The sequence below is a fragment of the Micromonospora sp. WMMD964 genome (assembly GCF_029581455.1).
In the GTDB taxonomy this organism is placed as follows: Bacteria; Actinomycetota; Actinomycetes; order Mycobacteriales; family Micromonosporaceae; genus Micromonospora.
Window position 1 is genome coordinate 3071723 of sequence record NZ_CP120860.1, and the last position, 15283, is coordinate 3087005.

A 15283-nucleotide genomic window follows, 5' to 3' on the forward strand; every position below is an offset into this window, starting at 1 on the left:
GGTCCGTCAGTACGTCATGGACGTCACTCTGGCGAAGCGCACCGCGTACGACAACTGATTTACGCTGCCGCGATGAGCGCACCGCGTCGCATCCTGATCTACGGGGTGTACGGCTCCGGCAAGTCCACCCTCGCCGCGCGGATGGCCGAACACCTCGGCCTGCCCTGGTACCCGGTGGACGACCTGCTCTGGCAGCCGGGCTGGGTCGAGGTGCCCGTGGCGCTGCAACGCAGCCGGATCCAGGAGATCTGCCGACGGGACCGGTGGATCATCGACGGGGCGTACCACGGGTGGCGGGACGTGCCGCTGGCCCGCGCCGACCTGGTCGTCGGCCTGGACTACAGCCGGTGGTGCTCCTTCCGGCGGTTGGTGCGGCGCACCGTCCGCCGCGTCCGGACGGGCGAGGTGATCTGTAACGGCAACCGGGAGACGCTGGGCAGCGTGCTGTCCCCGGACTCGATCCTGCTGTGGCACGTCACCGCGTTCGGCCGGGCGCGACGGCGGATGCGCGCCTGGCAGACCGACCCGTCCGCGCCGCCCGTGGTGTTGCTGCGCTCCCCGGCGGAGCTGGACGACTGGCTGGCCACCCTGCCCGGCCGCTGACGGATCAGGCGGGTGCGGTCGCGCGCCCGTGGACGCAGGGCGAGGACGGGCCGTTGCTGGTGGCCGGGAAACGGAACCGGCGCACCTCCTCGACCACGAAACCCGCTGTCGTGATGGCGGCGAGGGTGTCCCGGCTGGTGTGGCAGCCGGCGAACAACCTCGGCCACACCGTCGCGTCGAGCAGGCGCTGGGTCCGTTGCAGTCCGCTCGGTTTCTCGGCTGCGACGTGTTCGAAGAACCGCAGCTCGCCGCCGGGGCGCAGCACCCGGCGGACCTCGGCCAGCGCGGTCGCCTGGTCGGGCACGGTGCACAGCACCAGGGCGACCACCGCGGCGTCGAACTCGCCGTCCCCGCCCGGCAACCGGTCGGCCAGACCGTTCACGACCCTGACCGGGACCGGTGCGGTCGACGCCGCGCGTTCGGCGGCGGCCCGCAGACGCCGTTCCGGTTCGACGGCGACGACCTCGGTCACCGCAGGCGGATAGTGGGGGAACATCAGCCCGTTGCCCGCACCGATCTCGATCACCCGACCGGACAGGCCCGCGACCAGATCCCGCCGGTAGGCCGCCGTGCCCGCCCGGTCCATGGCGACGCTGAGCCGTTCGTAGACCCGGGCGAACACCGGGTGCGACACCTCGGCCACGGCCACCTCCAGGTCTCCGTCGAACTGTTCTCCGGCGATTGTCCTGCACCGGCGCACGCTTTCCGTCTTACTGGGTGACAGCACGACCCGACCCAGCTCAGACAGGACGTGATGCGAGCATGAAGATCGTCGTCATCGGGGGCAGCGGCCTCATCGGTTCCAAGCTCGTGGCCGACCTCGGTGCTCAGGGCCACGAGGCGGTGCCGGCCTCACCGAAGACCGGCGTGAACACCCTGACCGGTGAGGGGGTGGCCGATGCGCTCACCGGTGCCGACGCCGTCGTCGACGTGTCGAACTCGCCGTCGTTCGAGGACGAGGCCGTACTGGAGTTCTTCGAGACGTCCACCCGGACGCTCCTCGCCGCCGCGTCGGACGCCGGGGTGGGCCACTACGTGGTGCTCTCCATCGTGGGTTGCGACCGGATCCCGGACAGCGGCTACATGAGGGCGAAGGTCGCCCAGGAGAAGCTCGTCGTCGCGTCCGGGATCCGGTACTCGATCGTGCACGCCACCCAGTTCTTCGAGTTCCTCCAGGGGATCGTCGACGCCGGCACGGACGGCGACACCGTGCACCTCGCCCCGGTGCTCATCCAGCCGATGGCCGCCGACGACGTCGCGGCCGCAGTGGCCGAGGTGGTGGTCGGCGCGCCGACGAACGCCGTGGTCGAGGTCGCCGGACCGGAGCAGTTCCGACTCGACGAGCTGGGCCGAGACCTCCTCGCCGTCCGGCAGGACCCTCGGTCGGTGGTGGCCGACCCGGACGCCCGCTACTTCGGCGCCAAGCTGGGCGAACGCTCCCTCGTTCCCGCCGACGGCGGCCGCCTCGCCGGTACGCGACTGGACGACTGGCGGGCGCGGGCGAACAGCGGACGGTGACGCGGCCCGCTACGTCGTCGTGCCGGGCGGGTCGACACGCTCACCGAGGCGCCGCACCAACTCCCGGGCCGCCGCGGTGAAAGGCTCTTCGGATTCGCCCAGCCAGTGCCCACGGATGGGTGGGGGGACGCTGTCACTGGGCGGCGTCACCACGTCGCGGGGATCACGGTACCGGCGATCCACCTGAGCGGCCGGGCCGCCGACGTCGCCCGGCACCGGTGTTCGGTCCGCCGAGAAGATCCAGCCGCCGATGGGGTCGGTGTCGGTCCACAGGTTCACCCACCGCCAACCGACCCGGCGGCCGATCTCGTGCAGTGCCACGTCGTCGACGTACGCGGGGAAGAGTCGCGCGTAGAGGCGGTGCAGCGGCGATCCGTGGGTGAGCAGGGCGATTCGGTCGCCGACGTGCGGCGGCAACTGGAGCACCGTCGCGGCGAGCAGGACCGAACCGTGGCTGTGCCCGGTGAGCAGCACCGCGTCCCCGCGCTCGACGAGGTACGTGATGCGACGGGCCAACTCCGGCACGGCCCGCTCGGAGTAGCAGGGGGGAGCGAACGGGTGGGCGGCCCGAGGCCAGAAGGTTCCCAGGTCCCAGAGGACGCCGATGTGCCGGCGGAACGGGACGGTCCGGTAGGCGAAGATCCCCCCGATGATCAGACCGAGGATGACCGCCGCGATCACCCAGCTCCCGAACGCGATACCGAAGGTGATCGCGTCCGCCGGCAGCCCGAGGTTCCGTTCGAGGACGTCACTGGGAAACTCCCCCAGCAGGCCGACGGTGGTGGTGGCCGTGGTGAGCCCGGCGAGGCAACCGTAGAACACGGCCAGCGGCACCAGCTTCTCGGTGAAGCGGGCCCGGGCTATCGCGTCCCGGACCTGCCGCAGTCGGGGTCCGGCCTCCGCGGGGGCCTGCGGGTAGTCGTGTGCCACGATCGCCGCCGCGACGCGTCGCCGACCGCGACGGGTGATCAGGACGACGAGGCCGGCGACCACGAGGGTGGCCAGCAGCGCACGGAGGAAGCCGTAGATCGCCCACGTGTACGCCCGGGGCGGGCCGGTGGCGATGCCCTCCCCGGTCGGCACGTCGCGGTCGAGGAAGTCCGCCACCCGGTAGACCAGCTCGGCGGAGTACGCCACGGCCAGGCTGATCCCGGTTGCCGCGATGACGAGGGCGCCCAGCCCGAACAGCGGGGTGCCACCGCGTTGCCGGTGGCAGAGCAGGACCACGCCCAGCACGACCAACAACGCCGTCTGTACGGCGAACAGAGCGGCCAGGGTCGTCTCGTACCCAGGAAGCCCGTGTCCGTCGTCCCACCGGCGTGGCCCGGTCAGCAGGTGAGCCAGGACGACGACGGTCACGACGACGGCGACGGTCCGGAGCGTACGGGTTACCCGGTCGAGTCGGTGATCGTCGGCGGCCCGGTCGATCAGCGGGGGCGTGCACAGCAGGCCCGCGCAGCCCGCCAGGATCACGGCGGTCGCCACCGTCAACGCGACTGTGACCCCGGTGGCGCCGCCCGCGCCCCGTGCCAGCAACACTGTGAGGTCCAGTGTCGCGAACGCGGCAGCGACGTGGATGGCGCGCAACCGGCCCACCAGCGGCTCGGCGTCCCACTGGCCGACCGTGCCGAGCCGTGACCCGCCGATCCCCTGATCGGGTGCGCGAAACGCCTCGAACGTCCGCCCTGGGCGGTTGCTGATCCGCCAGATCAGGCCGATCGCGGCGACCGGTACCACCGCGAGCAACGCCAGCTGCACCCCGACCTGCCGTCCTCCCAACCAGGACAACCAGCTGCGCCCCGCGAGGCAGCGCGTCGAGGGCAGGCACTTCCAGCCCACCAGATCCAGGGCCACGCCGGCGACGGCGAGCACGTACAGCACGGTGAGGGTGAGCGCCAGCAGTCGGCACAGGGACTTGACCACGGCCTCGGAACCGGGGCCCGCCGGGCGCATCCAGGTCGCGACGTTGACCAGCATGAACGGCAGCAGGAAGACCACGGCGAGGGTACGGGCGACCGTCCCGGAGGGCAGATCACCCCAGCGGTACGCCTCCAGGGTCACGCCGCGCGGGGCGGTGCTGTCCGGGTCCTGTGGTCGCGGCCGGTGGAAGCCACCGCTCTGGTCACCCGCCACCTGCGTGGTCTGCTGGAGGTCCAGCACCTGTGCGGCGCTCGCGCCGGAGACTCCGTGCACCCGCAGCTCCACGACGTCGCGGGGACCGTCCGGCCCGCTCAACCGTGCTGATCCATGCGAGGTCCCCCCGGAGGCGCTCGGCCGCTCCCTGTCCCACCACCCGACCGGAGCGAGCCTCGCGGTCAGGTGCCCAGGTCGCCGCCCCGACGACGGCGGATCGGTCTACCCGATCCGGACGGAATCAACCGCAGCGGGCGAAGAGGAGCCACCGCTCACTCGACACCCCCGCCGGTCGCCGCCGGTTCGCGTCCGCCGGTCTGGGCCGCCCTCGCCACCTCGGTGCGGTAGGCGCGTGGCGAGAGACCGGTAGCGCGCTTGAATGCCACGCTGAGGGCACTCTCGGAGCCGTAGCCGACAGCCTGGGCGATGCCGGCGACGGTGTCGGAGCCGCGTCGGATACGGTCTGCCGCCAGTTCGATCCGCCAGCCGGTCAGGTATTCCAGCGGTCCCACGCCGACGACCCTCTTGAAGCGCGCGGCCAGTGTCGACCGGGAAACGGCGGCGGTCCGGGCGATGGCGTCCACCGTCCACGGCTGCGCGGGCCGCGCGTGCAACGCCCGCAGCGCGGGGGCGATCACCGGGTCGGCGAGGCCGGCCAACCAGCCGGAGGTGCGTTCGGGGTCGCGGGCCAGGTGCAACCGCAGGACCCGGATCAGCAGGACGAGCGCCAGGTGCTCGGCGACGAGCGTGGACCCGAGTCGTGTCTGCCGCAGTTCGGCGTCGATCTCGCTGAGCGCCCACTGGACGGTGGTGGCCTCCGGGGTGTCGGCGGGCACGTGGATGACCGGCGGGAGGCTGTCGAGCAGGAGGCTGCGCGCCCGCTCGCCCAGGGAAAACGCGCCGCCGATGAGGAAGACGTCGTCGCCGTCACCGACGTGCGCCACACCGCCGTCGGCGGCGGCGAAGTACGGGTACGCGGGCTCGACGGGCACGTCGGGATCGCTGAAGAGCGTGTAGGCCACCGGCCGGGTCAGCAGGAAACAGTCCCCCTCGCCGAGGCCGATCGATTCGGCGGCACCGTCGACCCGCAGGGAGCACCGGCCGCGCCGGACGGCGTTGAACTTGGCTCCGGCCGGTGCGTCGAAGGCGACGGCCCAGCGCCCGCCCGCGACCAGACCGGCGGAGAGATGGCTCGTCGCGCCCAGCAACGCCAGGACGTCTTCGAGGGGATCCATCCCAGCCTCCTGGACGCTCACTAAAGTATGAAGGATCCTAGGCTATAGGCAGTCCGAGTCCGATGTTCCTAGCCTGGGTTTCATGACAGCGAACCCACGCCTCACCACCCCGTTCACCGCCCGCAGCACCGCCGCCGAGATTCTCGACGGTGTCGACCTGACGGGGCGTCGGATGATCGTCACCGGAGGTGCCTCCGGCATCGGTGTCGAGACCGTGCGGGCGCTGGCCGGGGCCGGCGCCGAGGTCACCATCGCGACCCGTGATCCGCGCCGCGCCGACGCGCTCGTCCAGGAGTTCGCCACCGGTGCCACCCGGGGCGCGGTCAGCGTGTCCGCTCTCGACCTCGCCGACCTGACGTCGGTCGACGCCTTCGTCGCGGGCTGGCAGGGCCCGCTCGACGTGCTGGTCGCCAACGCGGGGATCATGGCGATCCCGACCCGTCAGCTCACCGCCCAGGGTTGGGAGCTTCAGCTCGCGACCAACTACCTCGGCCACTTCGCGCTCGCCCGAGGGCTGTACGACGACCTGCGCGCCGCCGAGGCGGCCCGGGTCGTCGTGGTCAGCTCCGGGGCACACCTGGCCGCACCGTTCGACTTCGACGACCCGCAGTTCGAGCGGCGTCCGTACGACCCGTGGTCGGCGTACGGCCAGTCGAAGACCGCCGAGGTCCTGCTCGCGGTCGGCATCAGCCGCCGGTGGGCGAAGGACGGGATCACCGCTAACGCCCTCAACCCCGGGTACATCTTCACCAACCTCCAGCGCCACATCGACGACGACACGATGCGCGCGATGGGTGCGATGGACGAGGCGGGGAACCTCATCGAGGCGGACTACTACAAGAAGCCGGACCAGGGCGCGGGGACCACGGTGCTGCTCGCCGGCTCGCCCCTGCTCGACGGCGTCGCCGGTCGGTACTTCGCGGACAACCAGGAGGCGGAGGTCGTGCCCGGCGGACCCGACGCCACCGGCGGAGTGGCCGCCCACGCCGTGGACCCGGCCGCCGCCGACCGGCTCTGGGCCTACGCCGAGACGACGCTCCCCTCGCGCTGAGCCCGGCCGGCGAGGGGAGGATTGATCCGACCGCGGCGGGGTAGGTGCCGCCATGGTCGCTGCCGGTCGGCGCGGAGCGGGCGAGGGCGCTCCGGCCCGTGGTGGCGACGCCGCCCACGGTGGTCCGGCGGGCGCGATGGCCCGCATGCGAAGCCGTGCGATGGACACGGTGCGCGACCGGGCCCGTCGGGTACGGGCCGTGGGCGGCCTGGCGGTGCAGGCGGGGCTCGCGGCGGCGCTGTCCTGGTTCGTGGCGCACGAGTTGCTGCACATCTCGCAGCCGGTGTTCGCGCCGATCTCCGCGGTCTCGACCCTCGCCGCGTCCGTGGGTCAACGGCTGCGTCGGACCGTCGAGCTGATCGTCGGGGTGACCGTCGGGGTGCTGATCGGCGATCTGCTCCTCCTGGTGATCGGCACCGGCTGGTGGCAACTCTCCCTGATCGTCGTGCTGGCGATCGTGGTCGCGCTGTTCCTCGCCGGCAGTGCCGCGGTGGTGATCCAGGCCGGGGCGACGGCGGTGCTCATCTCCACGCTCAGTCCGTCGATCCGTGACCTGGAGATCCCCCGGTTCGTGGACGCGCTCGTCGGCGGCGGGGTGGCCCTGCTGGTCACCGCCGTGCTGCTGCCGTTGAACCCGCTGCGGGTGCTCAACCGGGCCGCCCGGCCGGCGCTGGACCTCCTGGTCACCCAGCTCGACGCCACCGCCGACGCGTTGACCGAGCGCGACGCCGCTCGGGCTCGCACCGCCCGGGGTGAGCTGCGGCGGAACAAGGGCCCGCTGAAGGCGTTCGTCGAGGCGACGCAGGGCGCCCGGGAGGCCAGCACCCTCTCGCCGGTGTATCGGCACCAGCGGCGCGGGCCGGTGGGGCGCTACGCGCAGGCGGCGGAGCCGATCGACCGAGCCATGCGCAACAGCGGGACGTTGATCCGTCGAGCGGTGACGCTCATCGAGGACGGCGAACCGGTTCCGGAGCCGCTGCCCAGGGCGGTGGCCGACCTCGCCGATGCCGTCCGGGTGCTGAAGCGGCAGTTCGCCGCCGGTGCCGAGCCGGACCGGGCGCGGGAGCAGTCGCTGCGAGCCGTGCAGATGGCCGGCCGGGCCTACCGGGAGGGTGTCGGCTTCTCCGGCGCGGTCGTGGTGGCGCAGATCCGTACCACGGTCAGCGACCTTCTGGTGGCCACCGGTCTGACCCAGGAGGAGGCGAACCGCCTGGTCAGACGCACCTTCGGTGATCTCTGAGGGGCTGTCTGCGACCAATCGCCGCGCGGTTTGGCACCGCTGTGAGCCACAACGGGTTGCATGCTGAGCCAAAGTGGTGCCATGATGGTGCCATGGAGCTGAGGTCATACGTCGAGAACCTTCGTAACGAGTTCGCCGTGGCCGCGGAGGGCGTCGACGCCGACGGCCGCGCGCTGGCCGAGCGGCTCTTCACCCAACTGGAGGCGGCCACCCGCCTCACCCTGCTGGAGGCGCTGTCCGACGCGGCCGACGAGATCACCCGTGACCTCGCGCCGGGCTCGGTGCACGTTCGCCTCCGCGGGCGCGAGCCCGACTTCGTGGTGACGCCGGCCAGCCCGCCGGTCGACGAGGTGCGCGAGGTCAACGCCCCGCCGACGCTGCCGGCACCGCCGCCGGCGCCCGAGGGCGAGGACGGTGGCACCTCGCGGATCAACCTCCGGCTTCCCGACCACCTCAAGGCCAGCGTCGAGGAGGCCGCCGGGCGCGCCGGGCTCTCGGTCAACGCCTGGCTGGTGCGCGCCGTCGCCGGTGCCGTCGGGGCGGGCGACACCGAACGTCGGCCACCCCGCCGGCCGGAACCGCGCTCCGGTCAGCACTTCACCGGCTGGGCGCGCTGACCCCTCCGTACCCCTTCCTCCTCCGCGCCGACGACCAGCGGCGACAGTCACCGACCACCTTCCGGGAGACCACCATGCCTGTTTTCGAGACGCCAGAGCCCATCTCCGTCCAGATCGAACTCCCCGTCGGGGACGTCTGGATCAGCGCTACCGACCGCACCGACACGGTGGTGACGGTGCGGCCCCGGGACCCGTCGAGCAAGGCCGACGTGAGCACCGCCGAACAGGCCACCGTCCAGTACGAAGCCGGAAAACTGCTGATCAGGGTGCCGAAGACGTGGCGTCGGTACGGCTTCGGGTCCGGCCCGTCGGTCGACGTCCTGATCGAGCTACCGACCGGGTCGCGGGTGCACGCCGAGTCGTCGTGGGCGGCGTTCCGCGGCGAGGGTCGACTGGGCGAGTGCCGCATCAAGACCGGCAGCGGGATCCGGCTCGACGGGACCGGGCCGCTGGACATCGACAGCAGCCACGGCGAGGTCGCCGTGGAGCGGGTCGCCGGCTCCGCCCGGGTGAAGGCGTCGTCCGGCAAGGTGCGCCTCGGCGCGGTCGACGGACCCGTCGAGATCAAGAACTCCTCCGGCGACTGCTGGATCGGCCGCAGTGGCGGCGACGTCCGGATCAACACCGCGTACGGCGACATCACCCTCGACGCGACCACGGCCTCGGTGACGGCACGCACCGCCTACGGCAACCTCCGGCTCGGCGAGGCGGTCCGCGGGTCGATCGACCTGACCACCTCGTACGGGGCCATCGAGGTCGGCATCCGTCGCGGGACCGCCGCCTGGCTCGACGTCAGCTCCAAGCACGGTCGCGTGCACAACGCCCTGGAGAGCACCGACGGTCCGGCGCAGACCGACGAGACGGTCGAGGTGCGGGCCAACACCGCGTACGGCGACATCACCGTCCGCCGCGCCTGACCGGCCAGCACACCGACCGCGAAAGAGGAGACCATGACCAGTTCCACGAAGCCCGCTATCGTCGCCACCGACCTGCGGAAGTCCTACGGCGACAAGGTCGTGCTGGACGGCATCGATCTGATGATCACCGAGGGCACCATCTTCGCACTGCTCGGCCCCAACGGCGCCGGCAAGACCACCACCGTGCAGATCCTCTCCACCCTGGTCGGCGCCGACGGCGGGCAGGCCCGCGTCTTCGGCCACGACCTGAACCGGGAACCCGACGCGGTACGCGCGCTGATCGGTGTCACCGGTCAGTTCTCCGCCGTCGACAACCTGCTCACCGGCCGGGAGAACCTGAACCTGATGGCCGACCTGTGCCACCTGGACCGGGCGGCGGGCCGGCGACGGACCGACGAGCTGCTCGACCAGTTCGACCTGGCCGGCGCGGCGGGCAAGCCGGTGTCGACGTACTCCGGCGGTATGCGCCGACGGCTGGACCTCGCCATGACCCTGGTCGGTGACCCCCGCGTCATCTTCCTCGACGAGCCGACCACCGGCCTCGACCCGCGCAGCCGGCGGGCGATGTGGGAGATCATCCGCAACCTCGTCGCCGAGGGCGTCACCATCATGCTCACCACCCAGTACCTGGAGGAGGCCGACCAGCTCGCCGACCGCGTGGCGTTCCTCGACCACGGTCGGCTGATCGCCGAGGGCACGCCGCGCGAACTCAAGCGGCTCATCCCGGGCGGCCACGTGGTGCTGCAGTTCGCCGACCAGGAGGGGCTCGACTCGGCGGCCCGTGTGCTGTCGACAGCCGGCCGGGACGACAGCGCGCTCACCCTCCAGGTGCCGAGCGACGGGGGAGTCGGGGCGCTGCGCTCCCTGCTCGACCAGCTCGACCGCGCCTCGATCACGGTGGCCGGGCTCTCCGTGCACACCCCCGACCTCGACGACGTCTTCCTCACCCTCACCGGTCAGCCCGACACCCGCGTCGGCCGACCCGACACCGAAAGGGCCTCCGCGCGATGAGCACCCTCTCCCTCGCCGTCCGTGACTCGAACACCATGCTGCGGCGCAACCTGCTGCACATGCGGCGCTACCCGTCGATGACCTTCCTGCTCATGGGCATTCCGGTCATCATCCTGCTGCTCTTCGTCTACGTCTTCGGTGGCACGCTCGGCGCCGGGCTCGGCCCGTCCGGTGGTCGCTCCGACTACGCGAACTACGTCACCCCGGGCATCCTGCTCATCACCGTCGTCAGCGCGGCGCAGGGCACGGCGATCTCGGTCGCCATGGACATGACCGAGGGCATCATCGCCCGGTTCCGCACGATGGCGATCTTCCGGCCGTCGGTCCTCACCGGTCACGTCCTGGGCAGTCTCGTGCAGAACCTGCTCAGCCTCGCGGCGGTCACCGGGGTGGCGCTGCTCGTCGGGTTCCGCCCCACCGCCAACCCGGTCGAGTGGCTGGCCGCCGTCGGTGTCCTCGCCATGGTCACCCTTGCGCTCACCTGGCTGTCGGTCGCCCTCGGCCTGGTCAGCGACAGCGTCGAGACGGCCAGCAACCTGCCGATGCCGCTGATCCTCCTGCCCTTCCTGGGCAGCGGTTTCGTCCCGACCGACTCCATGCCCACGGTGGTCCGGTGGTTCGCCGACTACCAGCCCTTCACCCCGGTCATGGAGACCCTGCGCGGCCTGCTCCTCGGCACCGGGATCGGTGCCGACGGGATCATCGCGGTGGTGTGGTGTGCCGTCATCACGGTGGTGTGCTTCCTGTGGGCGAAGACCCTCTACAACCGCAACCGGGCCGCCTGATCCGACCGACGCTCCACGTTCCGCCACCGCGCCGGCAGCCGGCGGTTCGGCCCACCGGGCCGGGCCGCCGGTTTCGCGTGCGCCGCGGTGCCCGCCTCGGCCCCGGGGCGATCCGTGTGCGGCCGTGTCCAAACGTCGAATGTTATCGATAACACGGCCGACGCGTCGGCCCGCGAGGTCGGCCGGAGTGCTCACCTATGAGCAGTCGCGGCGGGCGGCGGCCCTTCCGCGCGTTCGACCGTCACAGCGAGGTGTGTCGATGATGTTATCGCTGACATCATGATCGAGGGCAACGCGGTTGCCGTCGGATGATCGACTCACGGCGTCCGATGCGTTGTGCCTGTCGACCGGCCTGCCGAGGCGCCTCTGCTCCCCGCCCGATCCGTGCGGCACCCCGTGCGAGGCCCGAGTGCGCTGGGTCGACATCACATTTGCACGTTTTGCACCGGTCCGTTATCGACGCGCCCGAGTCAACCGGGCTTCGCTGTTCCGTTACGCAGCTGTTGCGGGGGGATGTCTTGACGAGGGTTGATGTGAGCGTTAACACTATCCCCGTTAACGGTGGAGGTGAACATGAACCGTGTGGACGGAGCAGGCGACCGCTACGTCGTCGGTGTCGACTACGGCACCCTGTCCGGGCGAGCTCTGGTGGTCCGTGTCGGTGATGGTGCCGAGTTGGGGACCGCGGTGCACGAGTACGGCGACGGAGTTATCAGCACGGCGCTTCCGGGAGGTCGACAACTACCCCCGGACTGGGCCCTGCAGAACCCGGAGAACTACCGCGACGTGCTGCGATACGCCGTCCCGGCGGCGTTGTCCGCGGCCGGGGTGGATCCGGCCGCGGTCGTCGGCATCGGCATCGACTTCACCGCCTGCACGGTGCTACCGACGCTCGCCGACGGCACCCCGCTGTGCGAGACGCCCGAGCTGCGTGACCGACCGCACGCCTGGGTGAAGCTGTGGAAACACCACGCCGCGCAGCCGCACGCCGACCGGATCAACGCGCTGGCCCACGAGCGGGCCGAGCCGTGGATCGGCCGGTACGGCGGCAAGATCTCCGCCGAGTGGCAGTACGCCAAGGGTCTGCAGATCCTGGAGGAGGACCCGGAGGTCTACCACCGGGCCGAGCGCTTCATCGAGGCGGCCGACTGGATCGTCTGGCAGCTCTGCGGTGCCGAGACCCGCAATGTCTGCACGGCCGGGTACAAGGGCATCCTGCAGGACGGCCACTACCCGTCCGAGAGCTTCCTGACCGCGCTCAACCCCGACTTCGGCGACTTCGTGGCCAAGCTGGACGGTCCGCTGCTGCCCCTCGGGGCCCGAGCCGGCTCGCTCACCGCCCAGGCCGCCGCGTGGACCGGTCTGCCGGAGGGGATCGCGGTGGCCGTCGGCAACGTCGACGCGCACGTCACCGCGGCGTCCGCGCAGGCGGTGGAGCCCGGCCGGCTCGTCGCCATCATGGGCACCTCGACCTGCCACGTGGTCAACGGTGCGGAGGTCGCCGAGGTGGCCGGCATGTGCGGGGTGGTCGACGGTGGGATCAGCCCCGGCGCGTGGGGGTACGAGGCCGGACAGAGCGGTGTCGGCGACATCTTCGGCTGGTTCGTCAAGCACGCCGCCCCGGCCGGCATCGACTCGCACGAACAGCTCACCAAGCTGGCCGCGAGCCAACCCGTCGGGGCGCACGGCCTGATCGCACTGGACTGGTGGAACGGCAACCGGTCCCTGCTGGTCAACCACGACCTCAGCGGCGTGATCGTCGGAATGACCCTGGCCACCCGGCCGCAGGACATCTACCGGGCGCTGCTGGAGTCGACCGCGTACGGCACCCGGATGATCATCGAGGCGTTCGTCGACGCCGGAGTGCCGGTGAACGACCTGGTGATCGCCGGTGGGCTCACCTCCAACGAACTGCTGATGCAGATCTACGCCGACGTGACGAGGCGACCGCTGAACATCATCGCCTCGGCGCAGGGTCCGGCCCTGGGCTCGGCGATCCACGCCGCCGTCGCCGCCGGAGAGTTCCCCTCGATCCACGAGGCGTCGCAGGCGATGGGTCGGGTGCACGAGGCCGTCTACCGCCCGGACCCCGAGCGGGCCCGCGCCTACGACGCCCTCTACGCCGAGTACCGCGCGCTGCACGACCACTTCGGTCGCGGGGGCAACGACGTCATGATGCGCCTGCGGGCGATCCGCAACGCGGCTGTCGAGAGCGCCGCGACCACACCCGAGACCGCGTTGGAGGTGGTCGCGTGAGCGCCGAGGTGACCCGACAGATCCGTGAGCTGCGGGAGACGGTCGCCCGCCTGCACGGTGAGCTGACCCGCTACAACCTGGTCGCCTGGACGTCCGGCAACGTCTCCGCGCGGGTGCCCGGCCAGGACCTGCTGGTGATCAAGCCGAGCGGGGTGAGCTACGACGACCTCACCGCGGACACGATGGTGGTGTGCGACCTCGACGGTGTCCTCGTCGAGGGCGACTTCGCCCCGTCCAGCGACACCGCCGCCCACGCCTACGTCTATCGGGCCATGCCCGAGGTGGGTGGTGTGGTGCACACGCACAGCTCGTACGCCACCGCCTGGGCCGCATGCGGGGAGTCGATCCCCTGTCACCTCACCGCGCAGGCCGACGAGTTCGGCGGGGAGATCCCAATCGGCCCGTTCGCGCTGATCGGTGGCGACGACATCGGCAAGGGCATCGTGGCCACGCTCTCCGGGCACCGCTCGCCCGCGGTGCTGATGCGCAACCACGGCGTGTTCACCATCGGCCGGGACGCCCGCGCGGCGGTCAAGGCGGCGGTCATGTGCGAGGACGTGGCCCGTACCGCGCACCTGGCCCACACCCTCGGTCAGCCGGTGCCGATGGCACAGGCCGACATCGACGCCCTCTACGACCGCTACCAGAACGTCTACGGTCAACAACCAGTCGCACCGGCGGGTTCCTGACTCTTCCCCGATCATCAGGGCCCGCCGGTCTGCACCACCACGCACCAGCACGCACCACCCGCGTACGCCGCTCTTCGGGTTCTTCGGCGGCCGGCGCGGTTACCCACCACATCCAGCCAAGGAGATTCGATGGGAAAGATGCGAACGCAGTCCGTTCGGTGGCGCGCTGTCGCGGTCCTCGCCAGCGCGTTGCTGGTCGGCGGCGTGGCGGCCTGCGGCAACAGCGACACCGGCGGCGGCGGGTCCACGGACGACGGCAAGATCACGATGGGCTTCTCCCAGGTCGGTGCGGAGAGCGGGTGGCGTACCGCGAACACCACCTCGATCAAGGATGCCGCCGCTGCCGCGGGCATCGAGCTGAAGTTCGACGATGCGCAGCAGAAGCAGGAGAACCAGATCAAGGCGATCCGCAACTACATCCAGCAGAAGGTCGACGTGATCGCCTTCTCGCCGGTGGTGGAGTCCGGTTGGGACACCGTGCTCAAGGAGGCCAAGGACGCCGGCATCCCGGTCATCCTGACCGACCGCGCGGTCGACTCGGCCGACAAGACCCTCTACAAGACCTTCCTCGGCTCGGACTTCGTCAAGGAGGGCCGGCTCGCCGGTGAGTGGCTGGTCGAGCAGAAGAAGACCGCCTCGGGCCCGGTGAACATCGTCGAGCTGCAGGGCACCACCGGTGCGGCACCGGCCAACGACCGCAAGCAGGGCTTCGCCGAGGCGATCGCCGCCAACCCGAACCTGAAGGTCATCGCGTCCCAGACGGGCGACTTCACCCGCGCCGGCGGCAAGCAGGTCATGGAGCAGTTCCTCAAGGCCAACCCGAAGATCGACGTGCTGTTCGCGCACAACGACGACATGGGCCTGGGCGCGCTGGAGGCGATCACCGCGGCCGGCAAGGTGCCGGGCAAGGACATCACCATCATCACCGTCGACGCCGTCAAGGACGGCATGCAGGCTCTCGCCGACGGGAAGTTCAACTTCATCGCGGAGTGCAGCCCGCTGCTCGGCCCGCAGCTGATGGACCTCGCCAAGAAGGTGCACGCCGGCGAGGAGGTGCCGCCTCGGATCGAGACCGAGGAGACCACCTTCACCCAGGAGCAGGCCAAGGAAGCGCTGCCCAACCGTAAGTACTGATCGACGCCGGGGTCGCCGCGCTCGCGTGGCGGCCCCGCCGCGTCGTCCCCCTACCCGCAACGGACCGGGCATGGCCCGCGACCACCCCGTGCCA

Annotated in this window: 14 protein-coding genes; 11 read left to right on the forward strand and 3 right to left on the reverse strand. The window is 71.3% G+C overall.

Annotation, left to right across the window (positions count from 1 at the left end; translation table 11 throughout):
- The first annotated feature begins 72 nt into the window (after positions 1 to 72).
- Positions 73 to 603, forward strand: a complete 531-nt coding sequence (locus O7616_RS14315) for an adenylate kinase (protein ID WP_282261376.1) — start codon at positions 73 to 75, stop codon at positions 601 to 603.
- Positions 604 to 607: 4 nt separating this feature from the next.
- On the opposite strand, the gene O7616_RS14320 is transcribed toward O7616_RS14315, so the two are convergent.
- The gene (locus tag O7616_RS14320; RefSeq protein WP_282307236.1) at positions 608 to 1303 is read right to left on the reverse strand and encodes a class I SAM-dependent methyltransferase; all 696 of its coding nucleotides are present in this window, start codon (positions 1301 to 1303) and stop codon (positions 608 to 610) included.
- A gap of 62 nt (positions 1304 to 1365) precedes the next feature.
- Between O7616_RS14320 and O7616_RS14325 the strand changes: the two genes are divergently transcribed.
- A complete protein-coding gene (locus tag O7616_RS14325) occupies positions 1366 to 2121 on the forward strand; it encodes an SDR family oxidoreductase (RefSeq protein WP_282307237.1) in 756 nt (251 codons plus the stop codon).
- 9 nt (positions 2122 to 2130) lie between these two features.
- On the opposite strand, the gene O7616_RS14330 is transcribed toward O7616_RS14325, so the two are convergent.
- Both O7616_RS14330 and O7616_RS14335 read right to left on the reverse strand, forming a co-directional pair.
- Entirely contained in the window at positions 2131 to 4356 is a 2226-nt protein-coding gene (locus tag O7616_RS14330) for a hypothetical protein (RefSeq protein ID WP_282307238.1), read from the reverse strand.
- 170 nt (positions 4357 to 4526) lie between these two features.
- Positions 4527 to 5489, reverse strand: a complete 963-nt coding sequence (locus O7616_RS14335; protein ID WP_282307240.1) for an AraC family transcriptional regulator — start codon at positions 5487 to 5489, stop codon at positions 4527 to 4529.
- Between the two features lie 82 nt (positions 5490 to 5571).
- Here O7616_RS14335 and O7616_RS14340 point away from each other — a divergent pair, with 82 nt between their 5' ends.
- From O7616_RS14340 to O7616_RS14380, 9 genes are all read left to right on the forward strand, one after another.
- Positions 5572 to 6540 carry an SDR family NAD(P)-dependent oxidoreductase gene (locus O7616_RS14340; RefSeq protein ID WP_282307241.1) on the forward strand — a complete coding sequence of 323 codons (969 nt, stop codon included), beginning with the start codon at positions 5572 to 5574 and terminating at the stop codon, positions 6538 to 6540.
- A gap of 136 nt (positions 6541 to 6676) precedes the next feature.
- Positions 6677 to 7780, forward strand: coding sequence for an FUSC family protein (locus tag O7616_RS14345; RefSeq protein ID WP_282307632.1), 1104 nt, complete (start codon positions 6677 to 6679; stop codon positions 7778 to 7780).
- A 92-nt stretch (positions 7781 to 7872) separates the two neighbouring features.
- On the forward strand, positions 7873 to 8397 hold the full coding sequence (locus O7616_RS14350) for a hypothetical protein (protein WP_282261368.1): 525 nt from the start codon (positions 7873 to 7875) through the stop codon (positions 8395 to 8397).
- A 74-nt stretch (positions 8398 to 8471) separates the two neighbouring features.
- Positions 8472 to 9314, forward strand: a complete 843-nt coding sequence (locus O7616_RS14355; RefSeq protein WP_282307242.1) for a DUF4097 family beta strand repeat-containing protein — start codon at positions 8472 to 8474, stop codon at positions 9312 to 9314.
- Between the two features lie 33 nt (positions 9315 to 9347).
- Complete coding sequence (locus tag O7616_RS14360) at positions 9348 to 10325, forward strand: ATP-binding cassette domain-containing protein (RefSeq protein WP_282307243.1); 978 nt, start codon at positions 9348 to 9350, stop codon at positions 10323 to 10325.
- The gene (locus tag O7616_RS14365; protein ID WP_282307244.1) at positions 10322 to 11110 is read left to right on the forward strand and encodes an ABC transporter permease; all 789 of its coding nucleotides are present in this window, start codon (positions 10322 to 10324) and stop codon (positions 11108 to 11110) included. The genes O7616_RS14360 and O7616_RS14365 overlap by 4 nt, the downstream gene beginning before the upstream one ends.
- 573 nt (positions 11111 to 11683) lie before the next feature.
- A complete protein-coding gene (gene araB, locus O7616_RS14370) occupies positions 11684 to 13366 on the forward strand; it encodes a ribulokinase (protein WP_282261361.1) in 1683 nt (560 codons plus the stop codon).
- Positions 13363 to 14055, forward strand: coding sequence for an L-ribulose-5-phosphate 4-epimerase (locus O7616_RS14375; RefSeq protein ID WP_282307245.1), 693 nt, complete (start codon positions 13363 to 13365; stop codon positions 14053 to 14055). Before araB ends, O7616_RS14375 begins: the two co-directional genes overlap by 4 nt.
- Positions 14056 to 14193: 138 nt before the next feature.
- The gene (locus O7616_RS14380; protein WP_282307633.1) at positions 14194 to 15189 is read left to right on the forward strand and encodes an ABC transporter substrate-binding protein; all 996 of its coding nucleotides are present in this window, start codon (positions 14194 to 14196) and stop codon (positions 15187 to 15189) included.
- Positions 15190 to 15283 lie beyond the last annotated feature (94 nt).